At 70.4% G+C, this 19,962-nt stretch carries 18 protein-coding genes and 2 tRNA genes; 13 read left to right on the top strand and 7 right to left on the bottom strand.

The annotated features are described in order from the left end of the window. Positions 1 to 127: 127 nt before the first annotated feature. From JSQ78_RS04195 to der, 7 genes are read left to right on the top strand one after another with little or no spacing between them, the layout of a single operon-like run. Positions 128 to 1,006 carry a ParA family protein gene (locus JSQ78_RS04195; RefSeq protein ID WP_211449630.1) on the top strand — a complete coding sequence of 293 codons (879 nt, stop codon included), beginning with the start codon at positions 128 to 130 and terminating at the stop codon, positions 1,004 to 1,006. Next, a complete protein-coding gene (locus JSQ78_RS04190; RefSeq protein WP_211449628.1) occupies positions 990 to 1,838 on the top strand; it encodes a segregation and condensation protein A in 849 nt (282 codons plus the stop codon). The genes JSQ78_RS04195 and JSQ78_RS04190 overlap by 17 nt, the downstream gene beginning before the upstream one ends. After that, positions 1,831 to 2,457 carry an SMC-Scp complex subunit ScpB gene (gene scpB / locus JSQ78_RS04185; protein ID WP_502756134.1) on the top strand — a complete coding sequence of 209 codons (627 nt, stop codon included), beginning with the start codon at positions 1,831 to 1,833 and terminating at the stop codon, positions 2,455 to 2,457. The genes JSQ78_RS04190 and scpB overlap by 8 nt, the downstream gene beginning before the upstream one ends. Beyond that, positions 2,454 to 3,203, top strand: a complete 750-nt coding sequence (locus JSQ78_RS04180; RefSeq protein ID WP_211449624.1) for a pseudouridine synthase — start codon at positions 2,454 to 2,456, stop codon at positions 3,201 to 3,203. Before scpB ends, JSQ78_RS04180 begins: the two co-directional genes overlap by 4 nt. 46 nt (positions 3,204 to 3,249) lie before the next feature. After that, positions 3,250 to 4,329, top strand: a complete 1,080-nt coding sequence (locus tag JSQ78_RS04175) for a prephenate dehydrogenase (RefSeq protein WP_249295897.1) — start codon at positions 3,250 to 3,252, stop codon at positions 4,327 to 4,329. Further along, positions 4,326 to 5,006 carry a (d)CMP kinase gene (cmk, locus tag JSQ78_RS04170; RefSeq protein ID WP_211449622.1) on the top strand — a complete coding sequence of 227 codons (681 nt, stop codon included), beginning with the start codon at positions 4,326 to 4,328 and terminating at the stop codon, positions 5,004 to 5,006. Before JSQ78_RS04175 ends, cmk begins: the two co-directional genes overlap by 4 nt. Next, positions 4,999 to 6,510: a ribosome biogenesis GTPase Der gene (gene der / locus JSQ78_RS04165; protein WP_211449620.1), complete on the top strand. Its 1,512-nt coding sequence runs from the start codon at positions 4,999 to 5,001 to the stop codon at positions 6,508 to 6,510. The genes cmk and der overlap by 8 nt, the downstream gene beginning before the upstream one ends. A gap of 208 nt (positions 6,511 to 6,718) precedes the next feature. Here der and pdxY read toward each other — a convergent pair whose 3' ends face one another. Next, complete coding sequence (pdxY, locus tag JSQ78_RS04160) at positions 6,719 to 7,570, bottom strand: pyridoxal kinase PdxY (protein WP_211449619.1); 852 nt, start codon at positions 7,568 to 7,570, stop codon at positions 6,719 to 6,721. 38 nt (positions 7,571 to 7,608) lie between these two features. After that, positions 7,609 to 8,871, bottom strand: a complete 1,263-nt coding sequence (locus tag JSQ78_RS04155) for an MFS transporter (RefSeq protein ID WP_211449617.1) — start codon at positions 8,869 to 8,871, stop codon at positions 7,609 to 7,611. A 112-nt stretch (positions 8,872 to 8,983) separates the two neighbouring features. Here JSQ78_RS04155 and JSQ78_RS04150 point away from each other — a divergent pair, with 112 nt between their 5' ends. The 6 genes from JSQ78_RS04150 to JSQ78_RS04125 all read left to right on the top strand — a co-directional run bounded on the left by JSQ78_RS04150 (position 8,984) and on the right by JSQ78_RS04125 (position 13,718). Continuing rightward, entirely contained in the window at positions 8,984 to 9,781 is a 798-nt protein-coding gene (locus JSQ78_RS04150) for a siderophore-interacting protein (RefSeq protein ID WP_211449616.1), read from the top strand. Between the two features lie 107 nt (positions 9,782 to 9,888). Continuing rightward, positions 9,889 to 11,331: a glyceraldehyde-3-phosphate dehydrogenase gene (locus JSQ78_RS04145; RefSeq protein ID WP_249295895.1), complete on the top strand. Its 1,443-nt coding sequence runs from the start codon at positions 9,889 to 9,891 to the stop codon at positions 11,329 to 11,331. 91 nt (positions 11,332 to 11,422) lie between these two features. Beyond that, positions 11,423 to 11,923: an FBP domain-containing protein gene (locus JSQ78_RS04140; protein ID WP_211449614.1), complete on the top strand. Its 501-nt coding sequence runs from the start codon at positions 11,423 to 11,425 to the stop codon at positions 11,921 to 11,923. Positions 11,924 to 11,951: 28 nt separating this feature from the next. Continuing rightward, a complete protein-coding gene (locus tag JSQ78_RS04135; RefSeq protein WP_211449612.1) occupies positions 11,952 to 13,511 on the top strand; it encodes a S10 family peptidase in 1,560 nt (519 codons plus the stop codon). A 41-nt stretch (positions 13,512 to 13,552) separates the two neighbouring features. Then, positions 13,553 to 13,623, top strand: a tRNA-Pro gene (locus JSQ78_RS04130). Between the two features lie 21 nt (positions 13,624 to 13,644). Next, positions 13,645 to 13,718, top strand: a tRNA-Pro gene (locus JSQ78_RS04125). A gap of 197 nt (positions 13,719 to 13,915) precedes the next feature. Here the strand turns inward: JSQ78_RS04125 and JSQ78_RS04120 are convergent. The 5 genes from JSQ78_RS04120 to JSQ78_RS04100 form a co-directional block, all read right to left on the bottom strand. Beyond that, positions 13,916 to 15,145, bottom strand: a complete 1,230-nt coding sequence (locus JSQ78_RS04120) for a tyrosine-type recombinase/integrase (RefSeq protein ID WP_211449610.1) — start codon at positions 15,143 to 15,145, stop codon at positions 13,916 to 13,918. Next, the gene (locus JSQ78_RS04115) at positions 15,129 to 15,344 is read right to left on the bottom strand and encodes a helix-turn-helix transcriptional regulator (protein ID WP_211449608.1); all 216 of its coding nucleotides are present in this window, start codon (positions 15,342 to 15,344) and stop codon (positions 15,129 to 15,131) included. Before JSQ78_RS04115 ends, JSQ78_RS04120 begins: the two co-directional genes overlap by 17 nt. A 64-nt stretch (positions 15,345 to 15,408) precedes the next feature. Further along, a protein-coding gene (locus JSQ78_RS04110) for an IS3 family transposase (protein WP_211449606.1) occupies positions 15,409 to 16,664 on the bottom strand; the annotation gives its coding sequence in 2 pieces (ribosomal slippage) (positions 15,409 to 16,394 and positions 16,394 to 16,664; 1,257 coding nt in all). Positions 16,665 to 16,776: 112 nt separating this feature from the next. Next, complete coding sequence (locus tag JSQ78_RS04105; RefSeq protein WP_283245032.1) at positions 16,777 to 17,469, bottom strand: response regulator; 693 nt, start codon at positions 17,467 to 17,469, stop codon at positions 16,777 to 16,779. Further along, positions 17,466 to 19,961, bottom strand: a complete 2,496-nt coding sequence (locus JSQ78_RS04100; RefSeq protein ID WP_211449604.1) for an ATP-binding protein — start codon at positions 19,959 to 19,961, stop codon at positions 17,466 to 17,468. Before JSQ78_RS04100 ends, JSQ78_RS04105 begins: the two co-directional genes overlap by 4 nt. Between the last annotated feature and the right edge of the window lies 1 nt (position 19,962).

The raw sequence follows: 19,962 nt of genomic DNA, 5'->3' as shown, positions 1-19,962 counted from the left end.
TACGTCGACCGCGACGCCAGCCCGGGCTGAGCGGCGCTCGCGGCCCGCTCAGCCTCAACCAGAGGTTGAGATACACGCCGTCCCCGCCTGCGGGGCGGAGGCGCGCCGCGTTCCTAGACTCGAAGCCATGAGCACGAGCAGCGAGACCCTGACCGGCCTGGAGGCGCCCGCGCTCGGGCCGACCGGGCGTCCCGCGCGCGACTTCCCGGTGCCGACGCCGCTGCCGAGCCACGGGCCGGCGCGCATCATCACGATGTGCAACCAGAAGGGCGGAGTCGGCAAGACGACGACCTCGATCAACCTCGGTGCCGCGGTCGCCGAGTACGGCCGCCGGGTGCTCGCCGTCGACTTCGACCCGCAGGGCGCGCTCTCGGCCGGCCTCGGCGTCGACAACCACGACGCGACGACGATCTACGACCTGCTGCTGAACCCGCGCCTCGACCCGCGCGAGGCGATCCAGCAGACGAGCACCCCGGGCCTCGACGTCATCCCGGCGAACATCGACCTCTCGGCCGCCGAGGTGCACCTCGTCAACGAGGTCGCCCGCGAGCAGATCCTCGCGCGCGTGCTCCGCAAGGTCGCCGACGACTACGACCTCATCCTCGTCGACTGCCAGCCCTCGCTCGGCCTGCTGACGGTCAACGCGCTCACCGCCGCGCACGGCGTGCTCATCCCGCTCGAGAGCGAGTTCTTCGCGCTCCGCGGCGTCGCGCTCCTCAAGGAGACGATCGACAAGGTGCAGGACCGCCTGAACCCCGCCCTGCAGCTCGACGGCATTCTCGTCACGATGTACGACGCCCGCACGCTGCACGCGCGCGAGGTCATGGAGCGGGTCGTGGATGCGTTCGGCGAGACCGTGCTCGAGACCGTCGTGCGCCGCACGGTGAAGTTCCCCGACGCATCCGTCGCCGGGGTGCCGGTGACGCAGTTCGCCCCCGAGCACAGCGCAGCGGAGGTCTACCGCCAGCTCGCCCGCGAGCTGATCCACCGTGGCGCCATCGCCTGAACCGGTCGCGCCCGAGGCGGCAGGGGAGTCGGCCGCCGACGAGGAGCGGCGCGGCTTCCGCCTCGCGCTCGACAACTTCGACGGCCCCTTCGACCTGCTGTTGACGCTCATCGGCAACCGCTCGATGGACGTCACCGAGATCGCGCTCTCGCGCGTGACGGATGAGTTCATCGCCTACGTGCGCACGCTCGACACGCACGAGGAGCTCGAGCAGGCGAGCGAGTTCATCGTCGTCGCGGCGACGCTGCTCGACCTCAAGATCGCGTCGCTCCTCCCGGCGGGCGACGTCGTCGACAGCGAGGACGTCGCGCTGCTCGAGGCGCGCGACCTGCTCTTCGCCCGCCTGCTGCAGTACCGCGCGTTCAAGCAGGCAGCAGCGTGGATGGAGGAGCGGATCGCCGTCGAGAGCGGCCGCCACGCGCGCTCGGTGCGGCTCGAGGAGCGCTTCCGGCAGCGCGTGCCCGAGCTCAAGTGGACGCTCTCGCCCGACGACTTCGCCGCGCTCGCGCTGCTCGCGCTCACGCCGAAGGAGATCCCGACCGTCGGCCTCGGTCACTTGCACGCGCCGCTCGTGTCGATCCGCGAGCAGGCCGCCCACATCGTCGCGACGCTCCGTTCCGCGGGCACGACGACCTTCCGCGAGCTGATCGCGGGCGAGGCGACGCGCGGCGTCATTGTCGCGCGGTTCCTCGCCGTGCTCGAGCTCTACCGGCACGCCGCGATCACGTTCGAGCAGCTCGAGCCGCTCGGCGAGCTCTCGATCAGCTGGACCGGGCACGACTTCCGCGACGAGGACCTCGTGAGCTTGGGGGCAGACTATGACCATGCCTGAGACGGATGCGCTGACCGACGACGCGGGCGCGGACGACGCGGGTGCTCGGGGCCGCGCGCACCTGCCGCTCGAGCGCCGCATCGAGGCCATCCTCATGGTCGCCGACGAGCCGCAGGGCGCCGTGCACCTCGCGACCGCGCTGCAGGCGCCCGTGAAGGCGGTCAAGGCAGCGATCGAGGCGCTCCGCGCCGACTACGACGGCGAGCCGGTGGGGGATCGACCCGCCGGCCCCGAGCGCGGCTTCGAGCTGCGCGAGGTCGGCGGCGGCTGGCGCATCTACGTGCGCGAGGCGTACGACGCCGACGCGGCCGACTTCGTGCTCACGCAGACGCCCACGCGCCTCTCGCAAGCCGCGCTCGAGACGCTCGCGGTCATCGCCTACAAGCAGCCGATCACGCGCGGCGCGGTCGCGGCGATCCGCGCCGTCAACGTCGACTCGGTCGTGCGCACGCTGCTGGGCCGCGGGCTCATCCGCGAGGCGTTCGCCGACTCCGAGACCGGCGCGATCCACTACGAGACGAGCGAGCTGCTGCTGAGCCAGCTCGGCCTCAACTCGCTCGACGAGCTGCCGCCGATCAGCCCGCTGCTGCCCGACGGTGAGGAGGACGTGCTCGCATGACCGATCCGACCAATGCCGAGGGCGAGCGCCTGCAGAAGGTGCTCGCAGCCGCGGGCGTCGCGAGCCGACGCGTCGTCGAGGACATGATCGTCGCCGGCCGCATCGAGGTCGACGGGAGGGTCGTCACCGAGCTCGGCACGCGCATCCGCCCCGACGCCCGAGTGAGCGTCGATGGCACCGCCGTGCAGCTCGACGTCTCGAAGCGCTACCTCATGCTCAACAAGCCCACCGGTGTCGTCTCGACCATGCGCGACGAGCAGGGGCGGCGCGACCTGCGCGAGTTCACCGACGAGGTGGGGGAGCGCGTCTACAACGTCGGCCGGCTCGACGCCGAAACCTCCGGGCTGCTGCTGCTCACGAACGACGGCGAGGTCGCGCACGTGCTCGCCCACCCCTCGTTCGGGGTCGAGAAGACGTACGTGGCGAAGGTGCGGGGCGTCGCCGACCAGCGCGTGATCCGCCGGCTGCTCGACGGCTTCGAGCTCGACGACGGCGAGATCCACGCCGACGCCGCGCGGCTCGTCGGGCGCCCGTCGCAGGGCCACTCGATGATCGAGCTCACCCTCCACTCGGGCCGCAACCGCATCGTGCGGCGCATGCTCGACCACGTCGGCCATCCGGTCGTCGAGCTCGTGCGGCGCTCATTCGGTCCGCTCCACCTCGGCACCCTCCGGTCGGGCCGCGTGCGCGAACTCACTAGCATGGAGCGAGGCGCCATCCTCACCCTCGCGAGGTCCGAGCGCTGAACCGCCGCCGACCGCGGCCCCCGACACCATCCCTGGAGGAGCGTCCGTGACCCACCGACTGCGCGGTCCCGTGCGCATCGTCGGCACCGGGCTCCTCGGCACCTCGATCGGCCTCGGCCTCTCGGCGCGCGGCGTCGAGGTGCAGCTGAGCGACGCGAGCCCGACCGCCGAGCGGCTCGCCGCCGACTTCGGCGCCGGCCGGCTCGCGCGGCCGGGCGACCAGCCCGAGCTCATCGTGGTCGCGGTGCCGCCGGACGTCACGGCGCGCGTCGTCGCCGCCGAGCTCGCGGCATTCCCGGATGCGGTGGTCACCGACGTCGCGTCGGTCAAGGCCGTGCCCCTCGTGGAGCTCCGCGAGCTCGGCGCCGACATCAGCCGCTACCTCGGCTCGCACCCCATGGCGGGCCGGGAGCGCTCCGGCGCGCTCGCCGGCTCGGGCGACCTCTTCGTCGGCCGGCCGTGGGTCATCGCCGGGCACGACGACATCTCCTACGAGCGGGGCAGCCTCGTCGACGACCTCATCCTCGACCTCGGCGCCGTGCCGATCGAGTCGACGCCCGAGGAGCACGACCGCGCCGTCGCGATCGTGAGCCACGTGCCGCAGCTCGTCTCGTCGCTCATGGCCGCGCGGCTCGCCGACGCGCCCGACGAGGCGCTGCGGCTCGCGGGCGGCGGCGTGCGCGACGTCACCCGCGTGGCAGCCTCCGATCCGGCGCTGTGGATCCAGATCCTGGGCGCGAACGCCCCCGCCGTCGTCGAGCAGCTGCGCGCGATGCAGGCCGACCTCGCAAGCCTCGTCGACGCGCTCGACGCGCTCGACGCAACCGGGAGCCGGAAGGCGGTGGCGGATGCGCTGCGCGCGGGCAACGAGGGCGTCGCGCGCCTGCCGGGCAAGCACGGCACGCACGCGCGCTTCACGCGCGTGCAGGTGCGGATCGACGATCGCCCCGGCCAGCTCGCGCGGCTGCTCGCCGACATCGGCGACGCCGACGTCAACCTCGAGGACGTGCGCATCGAGCACGCCGAGGGCGCGCAGTTCGGCGTCGTCGAGATCACGGTGCTGCCCGACGCGCTGCAGCCGCTGCACGAGGCGCTCGAGCAGCTCGGCTGGCAGGTGGTCGCATGAGCGCCGGGGCGCGGGCCGCGACGGTCGTCGCGATCGACGGGCCCGCGGGCAGCGGCAAGTCGTCGGTCGCGCGCGCGGTCGCTCGCGAGCTCGGCTTCCAGTTCCTCGACACGGGGGCCGCCTACCGCGCGCTCGCGTGGCTCATCGTCGAGCGCGGCGGCGACACCGACGACCCCGCGACCGTGATCGGCGCCCTCGACGCGCTCGACTCGCTCGAGCTGACGGTCGACGCCGCCGGCCAGCGCGTCGCGATCGCCGGTCACGACGTGACCGACGAGATCCGCAGCGAGCGCATCTCGGTGGCCGTCTCGGGCGTCGCCCGCACGCTGCCGGCGCGCGAGGCCGTCAACCTGCGGTTCCGGGCGATCATCGCCGAGGCGCGGCCCGGCATCGTCGCCGAGGGCCGCGACATCACGACGGTCGTCGCGCCCGACGCCGACGTGCGCGTGCTGCTGACCGCCGACGAGGCTGTGCGCATCCGCCGCCGCTTCGGCGACGTGGGCGGCGACGAGCGGCAAGTGGGTGCCCGCCTGGCCGCGCGCGACGCATCCGACGCCAAGGTCGTCGACTTCCTGAGCGCCGCGGAGGGCGTGACCGTCGTCGACTCGACCGACCTGACATTCGACGAGACCGTTGAGGCCATCGTGCGCCTCGTGAACGAGGAGAGCCATGACTGACGAGCTGCACGGCGACGAGCGGGAGCTCGAGCCGGACTTCGAGACCGACGCGCAGACCGACGCCGATGCCGACGAGGCGCGGGTCTCTGCGCTGCGCGCGGGCCTCGCCGAATACGAGCTCGACGAGGAGGACGCCGCGCTCCTCGACCTCGGCGACGAGGACGAGGACGGCTACCGGGTCGAGCCGGCGCTGCCCGTGCTCGCGATCGTCGGCCGCCCGAACGTCGGCAAGTCGGCGCTCGTGAACCGCATCCTCGGGCGCCGGGAGGCCGTCGTCGAGGACACCCCGGGCGTTACGCGCGACCGCGTCTCGTACAAGGCGGAGTGGAACGACCGCCGCTTCACGCTCGTCGACACGGGCGGCTGGGAGCCCGACGCGCGCGGCATCGACCGCTCCGTCGCGCAGCAGGCCGAGATCGCGGTCGAGCTCGCCGACGCCGTGCTCTTCGTCGTCGACGTCAACGTCGGCCCCACCTCGACCGACGAGCACGTCGTGCGGATGCTGCGGCAGTCGCAGCGGCCCGTGCTGCTCGTCGCCAACAAGTCGGACGACTCGCGCCGCGACCTCGAGGCCGCGTCGCTGTGGAGCCTCGGGCTCGGCGAGCCCCACCCCGTCTCGGCGCTGCACGGCCGCGGCGTCGCCGACCTGCTCGACCTCGCGATCAAGGCGCTGCCCGAGGTCTCGGCGGTCGCGAAGGAGGAGTTCGGCGGACCGCGCCGCGTCGCGCTGCTCGGGCGCCCGAACGTCGGCAAGTCGAGCCTGCTCAACAAGGCTGCGGGCGAGGAGCGCGTCGTCGTCAACGAGATGGCCGGCACGACGCGCGACCCGGTCGACGAGCAGATCGAGCTCGGCGGGCGCGTGTGGCGCTTCGTCGACACGGCCGGCATCCGCCGCCGCGTGCACCTCCAGCAGGGTGCCGACTTCTACGCGACGCTGCGCACGCAGGCCGCGCTCGAGAAGGCCGAGGTCGCGGTCGTGCTGCTCGACGTCACCGAGGCGCTCTCGGAGCAGGACGTGCGCATCATCGACCTCGTGCTCGAGTCGGGGCGCGCGCTCGTGCTCGCGTTCAACAAGTGGGACCAGCTCGACGACGAGCGCCGCCGCTACCTCGAGCGCGAGATCGAGCAGGACCTCGCGCACGTCGCGTGGGCGCCGCGCGTCAACATCTCCGCCCGCACGGGCCGCCATCTCGAGAAGCTCGTGCCGGCGCTCGAGACGGCGCTCGAGTCGTGGGACAAGCGCATCCCGACGGGCAAGCTCAACGCATTCATCGCCGACCTCGTCGCCGCGCACCCGCACCCGCTGCGGGGCGGCAAGCAGCCGCGCATCCTGTTCGCGACGCAGGCGGGCACGCGCCCGCCGACCTTCGTGCTGTTCACGACCGGCTTCCTCGACCCGCAGTACCGCCGCTTCATCGAGCGCCGCCTGCGCGAGGACTACGGCTTCGAGGGCACCCCGATCCAGGTCAACATGCGCGTGCGGGAGAAGCGAGAGCGCCGCTAGGCGACGAGCGTTCGGCGAGCGCTTCGCGGATCCGTTCCGGCGTCGCGGACCCGCATGTCGGGCGCGGCCGCAGCGATCGGCGGTCCACTCGACCCCCTCTCGCTGAGTCGACCCGTTGCAGCGGGTCGAGTCGCCGGGAACGGGTCGAGTCGTGGCGGGAAGCGGTCGCGTCGGCGTGATCAGGTCGAGTCGCCGGTGGGCAGCGCGGTCAGCGCACCTGCCGCGCCTCGAACTGCATGCGCGGGTGGGCGAACGCATCCTGCGCCTGCACGATCCGCAGCTCGCGCTCGCCCGACTCGAGCGTCACCTGCAGCAGGTCGAAGACGCTCGACGCCGTGCGCTCGAGCGCGACCTTCGCCGAGCCGCTCTCGCGGTAGTGCGCGGTGAAGAGCGCGCTCGTGACATCGCCGGAGCCGTTCGCCTTGAACGGCAGGTGCGGTGTCTGGAGGATCCACGCACCCTCGCCGTCGACCGCGAGCATCTCGATCGTGTCGGGCTCGCGGTCGGGCCGCAGCACGCTCGTGACGAGCACCGTGTCGGGACCGAGGTCGCGCGCGCGGTCGACCGACTCGAGCGTCGACTCGACCGTGTCGGGGTCGGTGCCGGTCATGAAGCCGAGCTCGAACTGGTTCGGCGTGATGATGTCGGCGACCGGCAGCGCGCGCTCGCGGATGAGCGGCGGGATCGTCGGGGCGACGAAGCAGCCCGACTTCGCGTTGCCCATCACCGGGTCGCACGTGTACGTCGCCTGCGGGTTCGCGGCCTTCACGCGGGCGACGGCGTCGAGCACGACCTCCACGATCGCCTCACCGCCGAGGTAGCCCGAGAGCACCCCGTCGACCGAGCCGAGCACGCCGCGGTCCTCGATGCCGGTCACGACCGCGCGCACGTCGTCGGCGGGGATGAGCGGCCCGCCCCACGCGCCGTAGCCCGTGTGGTTCGAGAAGTTGACGGTGAGCACCGGCCACACCTCGTGCCCCGCGCGCTGCAGGGGGAAGACGGCCGCGGAGTTGCCGACGTGCCCGTAGGCGACGTGCGACTGGATCGACAGGAACCTCATCCGTCCATTCTCCCACTGCGCGCCGGGCGAGCCGTGCGTCAGCGGTCGATGACCTCGATGCCCGCCGTCGTGGGGCCGAGCACCGTCGCGACGACGTGGTGCGTCGCGGTGTCGGGCTGGCGGTCGATCGCGAGGCTCCAGATCGCGATGAGAAAGCCGGTGCCGGCGAGCGCGACGCCGATCCACGCGGGCGCGAGGTAGCCGAGGCCGGCTGCGATGACGGCGCCGCCGAGGGCCGCGCCGATCGCGTTGCCGACGTTGAAGGCCGCGTGGTTCGTCGCCGCGCCGAGCAGCTCGGCGTCGCCCGCGATGCCCATGATCCGCGCTTGGATGGCGGGGTTGAGCACCGAGCCGGCGCCGCCGATCATGAACGCGAGCACGAAGAGCGCGACCGGCTGCGAGCCGAGCAGCCCGAAGAGCGCGAGGGATGCGATGAGCACGGGGAAGCCGATGAGGATCGTGCGACGGATGCTGCGGTCGCTCGCCCAGCCGCCGATCGCGTTGCCGATCGTCATGCCGACGCCGACCGTCGCGAGCAGCCACGCGATCGCCGGCTCGGGCAGGCCCGCGACGCGCGTGACGGTCTCGGCCGCGTACGAGTAGACGGCGAAGAAGCCGCCGAAGCCGATGCAGCCGACGGCGATCATGAGCCACAGCCTGGGGTTCCGGAACGCCGAGATCTCGCGCTTCGCGCTGCGCGTCGGATCGCCCGGCTGTCGCGGCAGCGCGATCGCGGCGAGCACGAGGGTGATGAGGAAGATGACGGCGACGGCCGCATACGTCCAGCGCCAGCCGGCGACCTGGCCGAGCCACGTGCCGAGCGGCACGCCGATCACATTCGCGATCGTGAGCCCCGAGAGCGCGAGCGCGACGCCCGCGCCTTGCCGCCCAGGCCCCATGATGCGTGCGGCGAGCAGCGCCGCGACCCCGAAGTAGGCGCCGTGCGGCAGCCCGGCGACGAAGCGCGCGGCGACCGTGAGCTCGAACGTCGGCATGAGGCCGCTCGCGAGGTTCGCGACGGCGAACGCGGCGGCGAGCAGCAGCACGAGCGTCTTCTGCGACATCTTCGCGGCCCACACCGACACGAGCGGCGCGCCGACCACGACGCCGAGCGCGTAGGCGGTGATGAGCCAGCCGGCGTGCGCGATGCCGCCGGCAGGGTCGGCGCCGAACGCGGGCACGAGGTCGCTCGCGGCGAGGGGGAGGATGCCCATCGTCGCGAACTCGGTCGTGCCGATCCCGAATCCGCCGAGCGCGAGGGTGAAGAGCGCGAGGGATCGTCGCGCGGGAGTCGGGTGCATGCTGCTGTCGATGCTACGCGCCGAGGATCCAGGCGGATGCGCTCCGACGGCTTCGCTTGCTACATTGGTAAGGCTTGCCTCACTTGAGGCGCCCATCCCCAGGAGGCTTCGCATGGCGGGACCCGAGCGCGTCGCTGCGGTCGCACCCAAGTTCATCGAGCTCGAGGTGCTCGACAACCAGCAGGTGTCGCCGCACATCCGTCGCGTGACCCTCGGCGGCGACGAGGTCTCGGCGATGACGCCGCAGGGCTTCGACCAGTGGTTCCGCTTCTTCATGCGCCGCGAGGGGCAGGACGTGCTGCGGGTGCCGAAGAGCCCCTCCACGTGGTTCCCGCAGTACCTCGCGATGCGCGAGCAGCACCGCCCCTGGATCCGCAACTACACGGTGCGCGGTTTCCGGCTCGACGCCGGCGAGCTCGACATCGACTTCGTCTGCCACGAGGATCCGGGCCCCGGCGCGGCGTGGGCGATGGCCGCGGAGCGCGGCGAGCGCGCCGTGCTGCTCGACGAGGGACTCCTCTACAACGACGACGGCCTCGAGGGCGAGATCCTCATGCTCGGCGACGAGTCGGTGCTGCCGGCGGTCGCGGGCGTGTGCGGCTCGCTCGAGGACGACGCGCGCGGCACGGTCGTGCTCGAGGTCGGCCACCGCGACGACATCCAGGAGTTCCGCCGCCCGGCCGGCGTCGACATCCGCTGGGTCGAGCGCGGGAGCCTCCGCGAGGGCCAGGCGGCGCTCGAGGAGCTGCGCGGGATGCGCATGCCCGAGGAGTTCGGCTACGCCTACGCGGCGGGGGAGCAGCAGCTCGCGACGGGTGCGCGTCGGCACCTCGTGCGCGATCGCGGGATCGACAAGCGGCGCATCACCTTCACGGGCTACTGGAAGCTCGGCAAGGCGTACGTCTCTTGACGCGAGCGGCGGAAAGTTCGCCGGAACTTTCGCCCTGGTGACGTTGCCGCCATCCTGACCGTCCGTTTCGACGGTCGTGACGCATCCGCTTGCCTAACGTGTAATTCGTGGCATCCGCAACCATCCCCGCCGTCGACAGCGCCCACCAGGCGTGGCTCGACCGCGTCGCCCTGGCCGAGTCCGCCGTCCCCATCATCGGGCGGCTCTACCGGGAGCGCGACGTCGTCACGCACGTGCACGGCAAGCAGCTCGTGAACCAGTCGCCGATCGAGATCCTCAAGGCGCACCGGTGGGCTCGCCGCGTGGGCGAGCGCGTGCTGCGCATCGAGGACTCGATGGCCGTGCTGCGCCTCGTCGACGAGCTTGGCATCCGCGGCGTCTCGCTCGACCTCGGCCTGCTGCTCGGCGATGCGCCCGAGCGCGGTCTCGAGGAGTGGGCGCGCGAGCGCGTCGCCGAGCTGCCGTCGTGGGAGCAGGACCAGCCGACCGACGTCGTGCTCTACGGCTTCGGCCGTATCGGTCGCCTGCTCGCGCGCATCCTCATCGGCCACGCGGGCCGCGGCCTCGGCCTGCGCCTGCGCGCGATCGTCGTGCGCCGCGGCGGCGAGAACGACCTCGAGAAGCGCGCGAGCCTGCTGCGCCGCGACTCGGTGCACGGCGCCTTCCAGGGCACGATCGAGATCGACCGCGAGGCGAACACGATCCTCGCGAACGGCACGCTCATCCAGGTCATCTACTCCGACGACCCCTCGAGCGTCGACTACACGCAGCACGGCATCGAGCACGCCGTCGTCGTCGACAACACCGGCCGGTGGCGCGACGAAGCCGGACTCGCCCAGCACCTCGAATGCCCCGGCGTCGACCGCGTCGTGCTCACCGCGCCGGGCAAGAGCCCGCTCAAGAACGTCGTCTTCGGCGTCAACCACGAGACCATCGGCTCCGACGACAGCATCGTCACCGCCGCATCCTGCACGACGAACGCCATCACGCCGGTGCTCAAGGTCATCAACGACGCGTACGGCATCGAGCACGGCCACGTCGAGACGGTGCACTCGTACACGAACGACCAGAACCTCATCGACAACTTCCACAAGGGCGCGCGCCGCGGCCGCTCCGCGGCGCTCAACATGGTGCTCACCGAGACCGGTGCCGCGAAGGCAGTCTCGAAGGCGCTGCCCGAGCTCGAGGGCAAGCTGACCGGCAACGCGATCCGCGTGCCGACGCCCAACGTGTCGATGGCGATCCTCAACCTCTCGCTCGAGCAGGCCGTCGAGCGCGACGCCGTCAACGAGCTGCTGCGCCGCACGTCGCTCACGGGCGAGCTGCGCGCGCAGATCGACTTCACCGACTCGGCCGAGGTCGTCTCCTCCGACTTCGTCGGCAACAACCGCGCCGGCATCGTCGACGGCCTCGCGACGATCGCGACCGGCCGTCACCTCGTGCTCTACGTCTGGTACGACAACGAGTTCGGCTACTCGTCGCAGGTCATCCGCGTCATCGAGCACATGGCCGACCAGATGGCCAAGGCCCGGCAGCTCGCCCCGGCCTGACACGACTTGCCCCCGTCGGGACTCTCCTGGGTGGAGGCCCGACGGGGGCAAACCCCTCGACGTCCAGCGCGCATCCGATAGCGTCGTCGGCATGCGCGAGGTGACCGAGGAGCAGCTCCGCGCGTGCTTCGTGAACGCGACGCGGCGCGAGCTCGAGCAGCTGCCCATGCCGGGGCTGCACGAGACCATTTGGGACGAGCGGGAGTACCTCGGCTGGCGCGGCGAGCGCTCGAGCCGGGTCGGCTACATCGTCCACTGGCGCGGCGACGAGCTCGTCGGCGTCGTCGTGCGCGCGGCGCCCGGCGGCCTGCGCCCCGGCATCGCGGCGATGTGCTCGATGTGCCAGTCGACGCAGCCCGCGACCCAGGTGCGGATGTTCAGCGCGCGGCTCGCGAGCCTCGACGGCGACACCGGCAGCTCGATCGGCACGTACCTCTGCGATGACCTCGCGTGCTCGCACATCATCCGCAGCGGCCCGCCGCACCTCACGAGCCCGGCGCGCATCGCCGCTCGCGGTGCCGCGCTGCTCGAGCGGCTCGAGCGCTTCACCGCTCGGGTCGAGCGCGCGACGCGCGAGGCGCGCGGCGGCTGAGCGGCCTGCGGTTCGATAGCGTCGGCGCGTGAACGACACGCAGCGCAGCGACGACTCCAAGCCCGCACCCGACACCGGCATCACGCAGCTCGACGACGAGCTCATCACCACGCGGCACACGCTCGCGACCGACGAGGGCGAGCTCGCCTACACGGCGCGATCGGGCCGCGTGGTGCTGTGGCAGGAGAAGACCGAGGACGACGTCTTCCGCGGCCGCCGCGCCCGCGCGCAGGTCGCGATCACTGCCTACACGCTCGACGGGGCCGACCCGACGCGGCGCCCGGTCACCTTCGCGTTCAACGGCGGTCCGGGCTCGGCGAGCGTGTGGCTGCATATGGGCGTGCTGGGGCCGCGCCGCGTGGTGATGGGCGATGCCGGCTCGCTCGCCGCGCCGCCCTACGGCATCGCCGACAACCCGGAGTCGCTCCTGCGCGTCTCGGACCTCGTCTTCATCGACCCCGTCTCGACCGGTCGCTCGCGGCCCGCCGAGGGCGAGAAGGCGAAGGACTTCCACGGCTTCTCCGCCGACATCGAGTCGGTCGCCGAGATCATCCGCCAGTGGGTGACGGCTGAGGGCCGCTGGCTGAGCCCGAAGTTCCTCGCGGGGGAGTCGTACGGCACGACGCGCGCGGCAGGCCTCGCGCAGCACCTGCAGGGCGAGCTGGGCATGTACCTCAACGGCCTGCTGCTCATCTCGAGCGTGCTCGACTTCTCGACGGCGAACTTCGAGCGCGGCGGCGACCGCGCGCACGCGATGTACCTGCCGTTCTACGCCGCGACGGCGTGGCAGCACGGGTTCCACGAGGGCCGATCGCTCGAGGAGGTCGTCGCCGAGGCGCAGGACTACGCGGCGCGCGACTACCCGTACGCGCTGGGTCGAGGTGCGCGCCTGACGACGGAGGAGAGGGCGGATGCGGTGGCTCGCGTCGCGCGCCTCACCGGCTTGAGCGAGTCCTACGTCGACCGCGCTGACCTGCGCATCGAGCACTGGCGTTACTTCGGCGAGCTGCTGCGCGATCGCGGCCTCACCGTCGGCCGGCTCGACTCGCGCTTCACCGGCCCCGCGGCGAGCGGGATCGCGGAGCACATGGACGCCGACCCGTCGATGGACGCCATCCTCGGGCCGTACGCCGCTGCCTACCAGCACTACCTCCACCACGAGCTCGGCGTGCGCGACACCGGGCCGTACCACGTGTTCGGCAAGGACGTCATCGAGCACTGGAGCTACAAGGAGTTCGAGAACGCGCCCGTCTACGTCATCGACCGGCTCTCTCGCGCGATGCGGCAGAACCCGCACCTCGGGGTCCACTTCGCGTACGGCTGGTTCGACGGCGCGACGCCGTTCTCGTCGGCGGAGGACTCGGTCGCGCACCTGCAGATCCCGGCGGCGCTGCGCGACAACCTCGAGCACCGCTACTACGAGGCCGGCCACATGATGTACGTGCACGAGCCCTCGCGCGTCGCGCAGGCGGCCGACCTCGCCGACTTCGTGCAGCGCCGCTCCGGCCGCTCCGCTCCCTCCGACACGCTCCGCGCCGGAGGCGCAGAGCGTGTCGAAGGGGGAACCGACCTCTCCTGCATGCGGTAGGCTGTCTTGGTTGCCTCCGGGCGACTCGATTGCGAGAGCGACGGGCTGTGGCGCAGCTTGGTAGCGCACTTGACTGGGGGTCAAGGGGTTTACCCCGCTCTGGTCGGCCCGAACAACTGAAAATTGAATGCCACGGGCTGTGGCGCAGCTTGGTAGCGCACCTGACTGGGGGTCAGGGGGTCGCAGGTTCAAATCCTGTCAGCCCGACAGAAAAGCCCTGATGAGAAGCCATTTTCATCAGGGCTTCGTCATGTCCGGCGACGGGTTTTTGTTGGTCCCCCTCTGGTCCCCGCGGACGCTTCCGCATGCGGGCGTCGGGCTCGGTGCGTGCGGTGCAACCCGCTCTCCTGTGGATAAGGGGACCAAAAGGGGACCAGAAGCATCTCGGGCACCGATTCCGGTCGTCAGATGCCTCGCGCGGACGGCCTGCCGCGCGGGTTCTGGCGCTTCTGCCCGGAGGGCGAGAGGAAGGCATTGGCTTGCTCTGCGGCGGATGCGAGGTGGCGGTCGTCGGGGTGAAGGTATCCGCGGGTGGTTTCCATTGATGCGTGTCCCAGGATCTCTTGGAGCACGTGGAGGGGAACGCCGGCGTCGGCCATCCAGGTGGCTCCGGTGTGGCGGAGCCCGTGGCGGGTGAGGTCGGGAAGCCCGAGGTCTGCGACGATCTTGTCCCAGTTGGTCGCGTCGCGGACGGTCGCGGTCGTCAGGACCCCGCCTTTCGGCCCGACGAGAAGCTGCGCCTCTGGTTGTCTGCCCGCGGTGAGCCGTTCCAGTACGGGGCGGAGAGGTTCGAGAATCGGCACTCGTCGTTCCTTCCGGCTCTTGGTCGGCTTGGTGACGAGCCCGCCTTTGCCGGGGAAGATCTGACGCGCGATGACGACGAGGTTCTTGTCGAACTTCACATCACCGACTTGCAGGCCTGACACCTCGGAGGAGCGTGCGGCGAGGAGCGCGGCGAGCATCACGAAGTCGCTGTAGGACTGGTCGACCTTGCCGCAGGCTGCCGCGAGCTTGTTCAGCGTCTTCATGTCAGGGATGGCATGCGCGCGTGGTGACGCCTGCTCGGCTGACTGCGTCCGGAACGCGTTCCGATTCAGGCTCCGCTTCGCACGGTTCTTCGCCGGGTTGATGGTGATCAGCCCGTCTCGCACCGCCTCATCGAGGACACGCACGAGCGGTGCGATCGAGTTCTTGATCGTGGATGCGCCGTAGCGTTGCTCCCACCCGTCGATGGTCCGGTCGATGATGCCCGCGGTGATCTGCGTCACCGGCAGATGCCCCAGTGCAGGCAGGACACGGAGCTTGAGCCCGAACCCGTAGGTCTCGCCGGTCGATGTCGGGTCCAGGCCTCGCGCCCACCGGTCACCGATCGAGGTGACGAACTCCGTCAACGTCATGGTCGTATCCATGCCCTTAACGGAAGAGTTCCGCAGTTGGTCGAAGAACGCGTGAGCAGCGGCCTCATCAGGAACGATCTCAGACCGGATCACACGGCGCTTCGTGATCGGATCAGTCCACCTGGCCCGCGCACGGATTCCGTAGGAGCGGCGCTCCATGTCGGTGGAGACTTTCACCCCGATAGGTGGCACCGGTTTCGGATCGGCCTTCGGGAGCGGCTCACCCTTGCGCGGCATGGTCGTGCTCGAGTTCGGTCAACCACGCGTCGACGGCGTCGATGCGATACCGCGCGATACCGCTCATGCGAATGAATGGCGGCCCCGTGCCTGCCGAGCGCCACCGCGACAGCGTGGATTCCGACACCTTCAGGTAGGCGGCGACATCACGACTGTGCAGCAGCGGTGAGGAGACGGTGGGCTCTGGCGCGCCGGTCATGAGACTTCACCCGTGGCCGGATCGAGGGAGCGGTAGATGAACCGTCCCCGGTTCTCTGCCGCTCCTATGCGGGTGCCAGCACCGGGTGGGTTGGCGTTTCGAGGTCAGCATAGTACGCGGTCTCGAACTCCTCGGGCGGGACGTCGCCGAGGGTCGAGTGCAGGCGCCTGGCGTTGTACCAGTCGACCCACTCGGCCGTCACCCACTCGACGTCCTCGAGCTGCTTGAGCGGCCCGGTCCGGAACGGTGAGTCGTCTCGGATCGCCTCGGTCTTGAACAGCCCGATCGTGGACTCGGCGAGCGCGTTGTCGTAGGCGTCGCCGATCGAGCCGATCGAGGCGGCGATGCCCTCGAGCGCGAGCGTCTCGGCGAAGCTCACGGACGTGAATTGCGACCCGGCATCGCTGTGATGGACCAGTCCGTCGAGCGCTGGGCGGCCGGCTCGGTCGCGCCGCCACAGACCCATGCGCAGCGCGGTGGTCACCAGCGGCGTGGTCTTCGTGGTCGCCGCCTGCCAGCCGACGATCGCGCGCGAGAAGCAGTCGATCACGAACGACACATAGACGAACCCGGCCCAGGTGCGCACGTAGGTGAAGTCCGCCACCCAGCGCTGGTTGGGGGCCGGCGCGGTGAAGTCGCGCTCGAGCAGATCCGGCGCGCGCTCGGCGTTCCGATCCGGGACCGTCGTGCGCACGCCGCGGCCGCGGACCCGGCCGTTGAGGCCGAGATCACGCATGAGCCGGTCCACGCGCCGCTGGGACACGTCGTGGCCGCTCCGGCGCAGATGCGCCGTCATCTTCCGCCGCCCGTACATGCCCTCCGGCGTGCCCACCGTCGCCAGGAGCGCGTCGATCACGACCGCGTCGGCGAGGTCTCGGCTGCTGGGCTCGGCGCGCTTCCACGCCCGGTAGGTCCGCGCGGCGACCCGCACGCCCTGCTGACGCAGGACCTGGCAGATCGACTCGACCGCGCGTCCCTTGGCTCGCTGCTCGTCGATGAACGCGACGATCAGCGGCGTCGGGGGTCGAGTTCCCCGGCGAAGAAAACTGCCGCGTCGCGCAGGATCGCGTTCGCCTCGCGCAGCTCTCGGTTCTCCCGCTCCAGCCGCCGCACGCGCTCCGACTCGCTCGTCGATGCGCCGTGCCGCTCGCCGGCATCGACCTGCGCCTGCCGCACCCATCGGCGCAGCGACTCGGCCCCGAAGCCGAGCCGCTTCGAGACCGTCTCGCACGCGGTCGTCAGGTTCGGATACTCATCGAGATGATCGAGCACGAGCCGGACCGCTCGCTGCTTCGTCTCCTCCGGGATCTGCTTCGGCATGATGACTATCTTTCCTTCCAGACTCGAAAGGAACCGGCATCAAACCGGGGACGGTTCACCGATGAAGCCGATGGTGTCGAGGATACGCATGGTTGCGTCGGCGTCGCGAAGGTCAGGTGGTCATGCCGTCGAGACGGTAGCCCATGCCCGGCTCGGTCAGGAGATGCACGGGGTTGGTGGGGTCTTCTTCGAGCTTGCGTCGCAGCTGGGAGACGTAGAGGCGGAGGTAGCCGGTGTCTTCGGCGTGTTCGGTGCCCCAGATGGTGGTGAGGATGGTTTGGCGAGTGACGAGCTTCCCGGCGTTGCGGATGAGGATGTCGATGAACTGCCATTCCGTGGGGGTGAGGCGGATCTGCTTTTGCCCGTCGGGAGTGTCGCGGGTGACGCTGTGCGCGGCGAGGTCGATGGTCACCGCGCCGAGGTGGACGACGGGGGTGGCGTCGTCTGGGGGGACTCTGCGGGTGAGTGCGCGGATGCGGGCGAGGAGTTCTTCGACGGCGAAGGGTTTGGTGATGTAGTCGTCCGCGCCGGCGTCGAGGGCTTCGACTTTGTCAGCAGCGCCGGCACGTCCGGAGACGACGAGGATGGGTGCCTGCGACCAGCCGCGGATGCCGTGGATGACTTCGATGCCGTCGAGCTTGGGCATGCCGAGGTCGATGAGGAAGATGTCGGGGTGGTGGTCGATGGCGGCGGCGATCGCTTCGGCACCGTCAGCGGCGGTGAAGATCTGGTAGCCCTTGGCGGTGAGCGTGATGCGCAGGGCGCGGAGGATCTGCGGGTCGTCATCGGCGATCAGGATTCTCATGATTGCTCCTGGCTGGTGCTGGTGGTGTTGAGGGAGATGACCATGGTGAGCCCGCCCCCGGGGGTGTCTTCGGGGGTGAGGGTGCCGTGCATCGCTTCGATGAACCCGCGGGAGAGTGCGAGGCCGAGGCCGAGGCCGGTGGTGTTGTCGGTGTCGCCGAGGCGTTGGAAGGGTAGGAAGATGTCGTCAAGCTTCTCGGGCGGGATGCCGGGGCCGCGGTCGATGATGCGGATCTCGAGCCGGTCACCGAAGGTGCTGGTGCTGACATGGATCGGTGTGCCGGCCGGGGTGTAGCGGTGGGCATTGGCGAGGAGGTTCACCAGGACTCGTTGCAGGAGTACGGGGTCGGCGTCGGCGAGCGCGTCGCCGTGGGCGAGGTTGAGGGTGACGTCGGTAGGGCCGAGGTGGAGTTCGTCGAGGGCTGGGGCGATGGTCTCTGCCGGGTCGGTGGGGATGTCGGCGATCGTGAGGACCCCGGCTTGTAGTCGGCTGACGTCGAGGAGGTCGGTGACGAGAGCCGCGAGGGCTGCGAGGCTCTCATCGGCGGTGTCGAGGAGTTCCTTCTTGTCATTGGACGCCAGGTCGGGTCCTGCCGCTTTGAGCCCGCCGACGGCAGCTGCTGCTGCTGCCAGCGGGCGGCGCAGATCATGGCTGAGAGCCGACAGAAGGGCGCCGCGGACCCGGTCGGATGCTGCGATCGGTTCGATCTGCTTCGCCGTCTGGGTGAGGTGCTGGTGTTCGAGGGCGGCGGTGAGTTGGGCGGAGACGACCGCAAGGAGGCGTTGCTCCGCCGCGGCGAGATCGGGGCCGTGCAGTTCGAGGGTGGTGTCGTCGGTGACGCGGATGCTGGTGTGGTGGTTGTCGGGCACGGGTTCACCCGACCTGGCGAGGACGTCGTCGCCGCGCATGAGACGGACGCCGGGGAGTTGGAATGCTTCGCGGGTGCGGTCGATGAGTGCCTGGATCGCGTTGTCACCACGCAGGACGCTGCCGGCGATGGTCTGGATGAGTTCGGATTCGGCGGCGGATCTGCGGGCAGCACGGGTGTAGCGGGCGGCACGGTCGACGATGAAGCTCACCAGGCTCGCGATCACGACGTACAGGATGAGGGCAAGGAGGTGGTGGGACTGGTGGATGTGGATCGTGTACAACGGCTCGATGAACAGGAAATCCAGGGTGATCCCGGACAGCACCGCAGCGAACAGGGCCGGCCAGATCCCACCGACCAGGGCGACGATGACGACGAGGAGCTGATAGGAGAGAACGTCCGTGGTGATGGAGTCTTCGCTACGAAACAGCGTCAGCAGTGCAGTGAGGGCAGGACCGCCGAGAAGTGCGACAACGAACCCGAGAATGCGACGTTTACGAGTGAGTGACCCGGTGAGCGGCGGCAGGGTGAAGCGTTTCCCGGCGGCGGCGTGATTGACCATGTGCACGTCGATGTCGCCGGACTCGCGGACCACAGTCGCGCCGATGCCGGGTCCGGTGAATGCTGCGGTAACTCGTCCGCGGCGGCTGGCGCCGAGGACGAGCTGGGTGGCGTTGACGGAGCGGGCGAACTCCACCAGTGCGGTGGGAATGTCGTCGCCGATGACCTGGTGGTAGGTGCCGTTGAGTTTCTCCACGAGCGCCCGCTGCTCTGCCAAGGTTGCCGGGTTGCCTGAGCGGAGCCCGTCTTGGCTGGTGATGTGCACGGCGATGAGTTCTCCGCCGGCAGAACGGGCGGCGATGCGTGCGCCGCGACGCAGCAGTGTTTCGCCCTCGGGGCCGCCGGTAAGGGCGACGACGACGCGTTCGCGGGCCTCCCAGGTGCTATCGATGCCGTGATCTTTCCGGTATCCCTTCAACGCTTGGTCGACTTCATCGGCGAGCCAGATGAGGGCGAGTTCGCGCAGCGCGGTGAGATTCCCGAGACGGAAGTAGTTCGACAGGGCGGCATCGATGCGTTCAGCCGGGTACACGAACCCGCCGCTGAGTCGATCCCGGAGGGCTTGGGGCGCGAGATCGACGACCTCGATCTGCTCGGCCCCGCGCAGGAAGCTATCCGGGACGGTTTCGCGCTGCGGGACGCCGGTGATCTGCTCAACGACATCGTTGAGAGATTCGATGTGCTGGATGTTGAGGGTGGAGATCACGTCGATCCCCGCAGCGAGGAGTTCTTCGACGTCCTGCCACCGTTTGTCGTTCTTCGACCCGGGTGCGTTGGTGTGCGCGAGTTCGTCGACGAGCGCGACGGCAGGCTTGCGGTCCAGCACCGCTTCCAAATCCATCTCCTCAAGCGTGACGCCACGATGTTCGACGAGGGCACGCGGGACGGCGGGGATACCCTCAGTCATCGTGGCGGTGGCAGCCCGGCCGTGGGTCTCGACGATCCCGAGGACGACGTCCTTCCCCTCTCCGAGCAGGCGCCGACCGTCCTCCAGCATGGTGAAGGTCTTGCCGACGCCGGGGGCAGCCCCGAGCAGCACCCGTAGCTGCCCCCGATTCGGCATG

This window comes from Agrococcus sp. Marseille-Q4369, from assembly GCF_018308945.1.
Taxonomy (GTDB): domain Bacteria; phylum Actinomycetota; class Actinomycetes; order Actinomycetales; family Microbacteriaceae; genus Agrococcus.
Note: the sequence above shows the minus strand (reverse complement) of the source record. Positions and strands in the feature narration are given on the sequence as shown.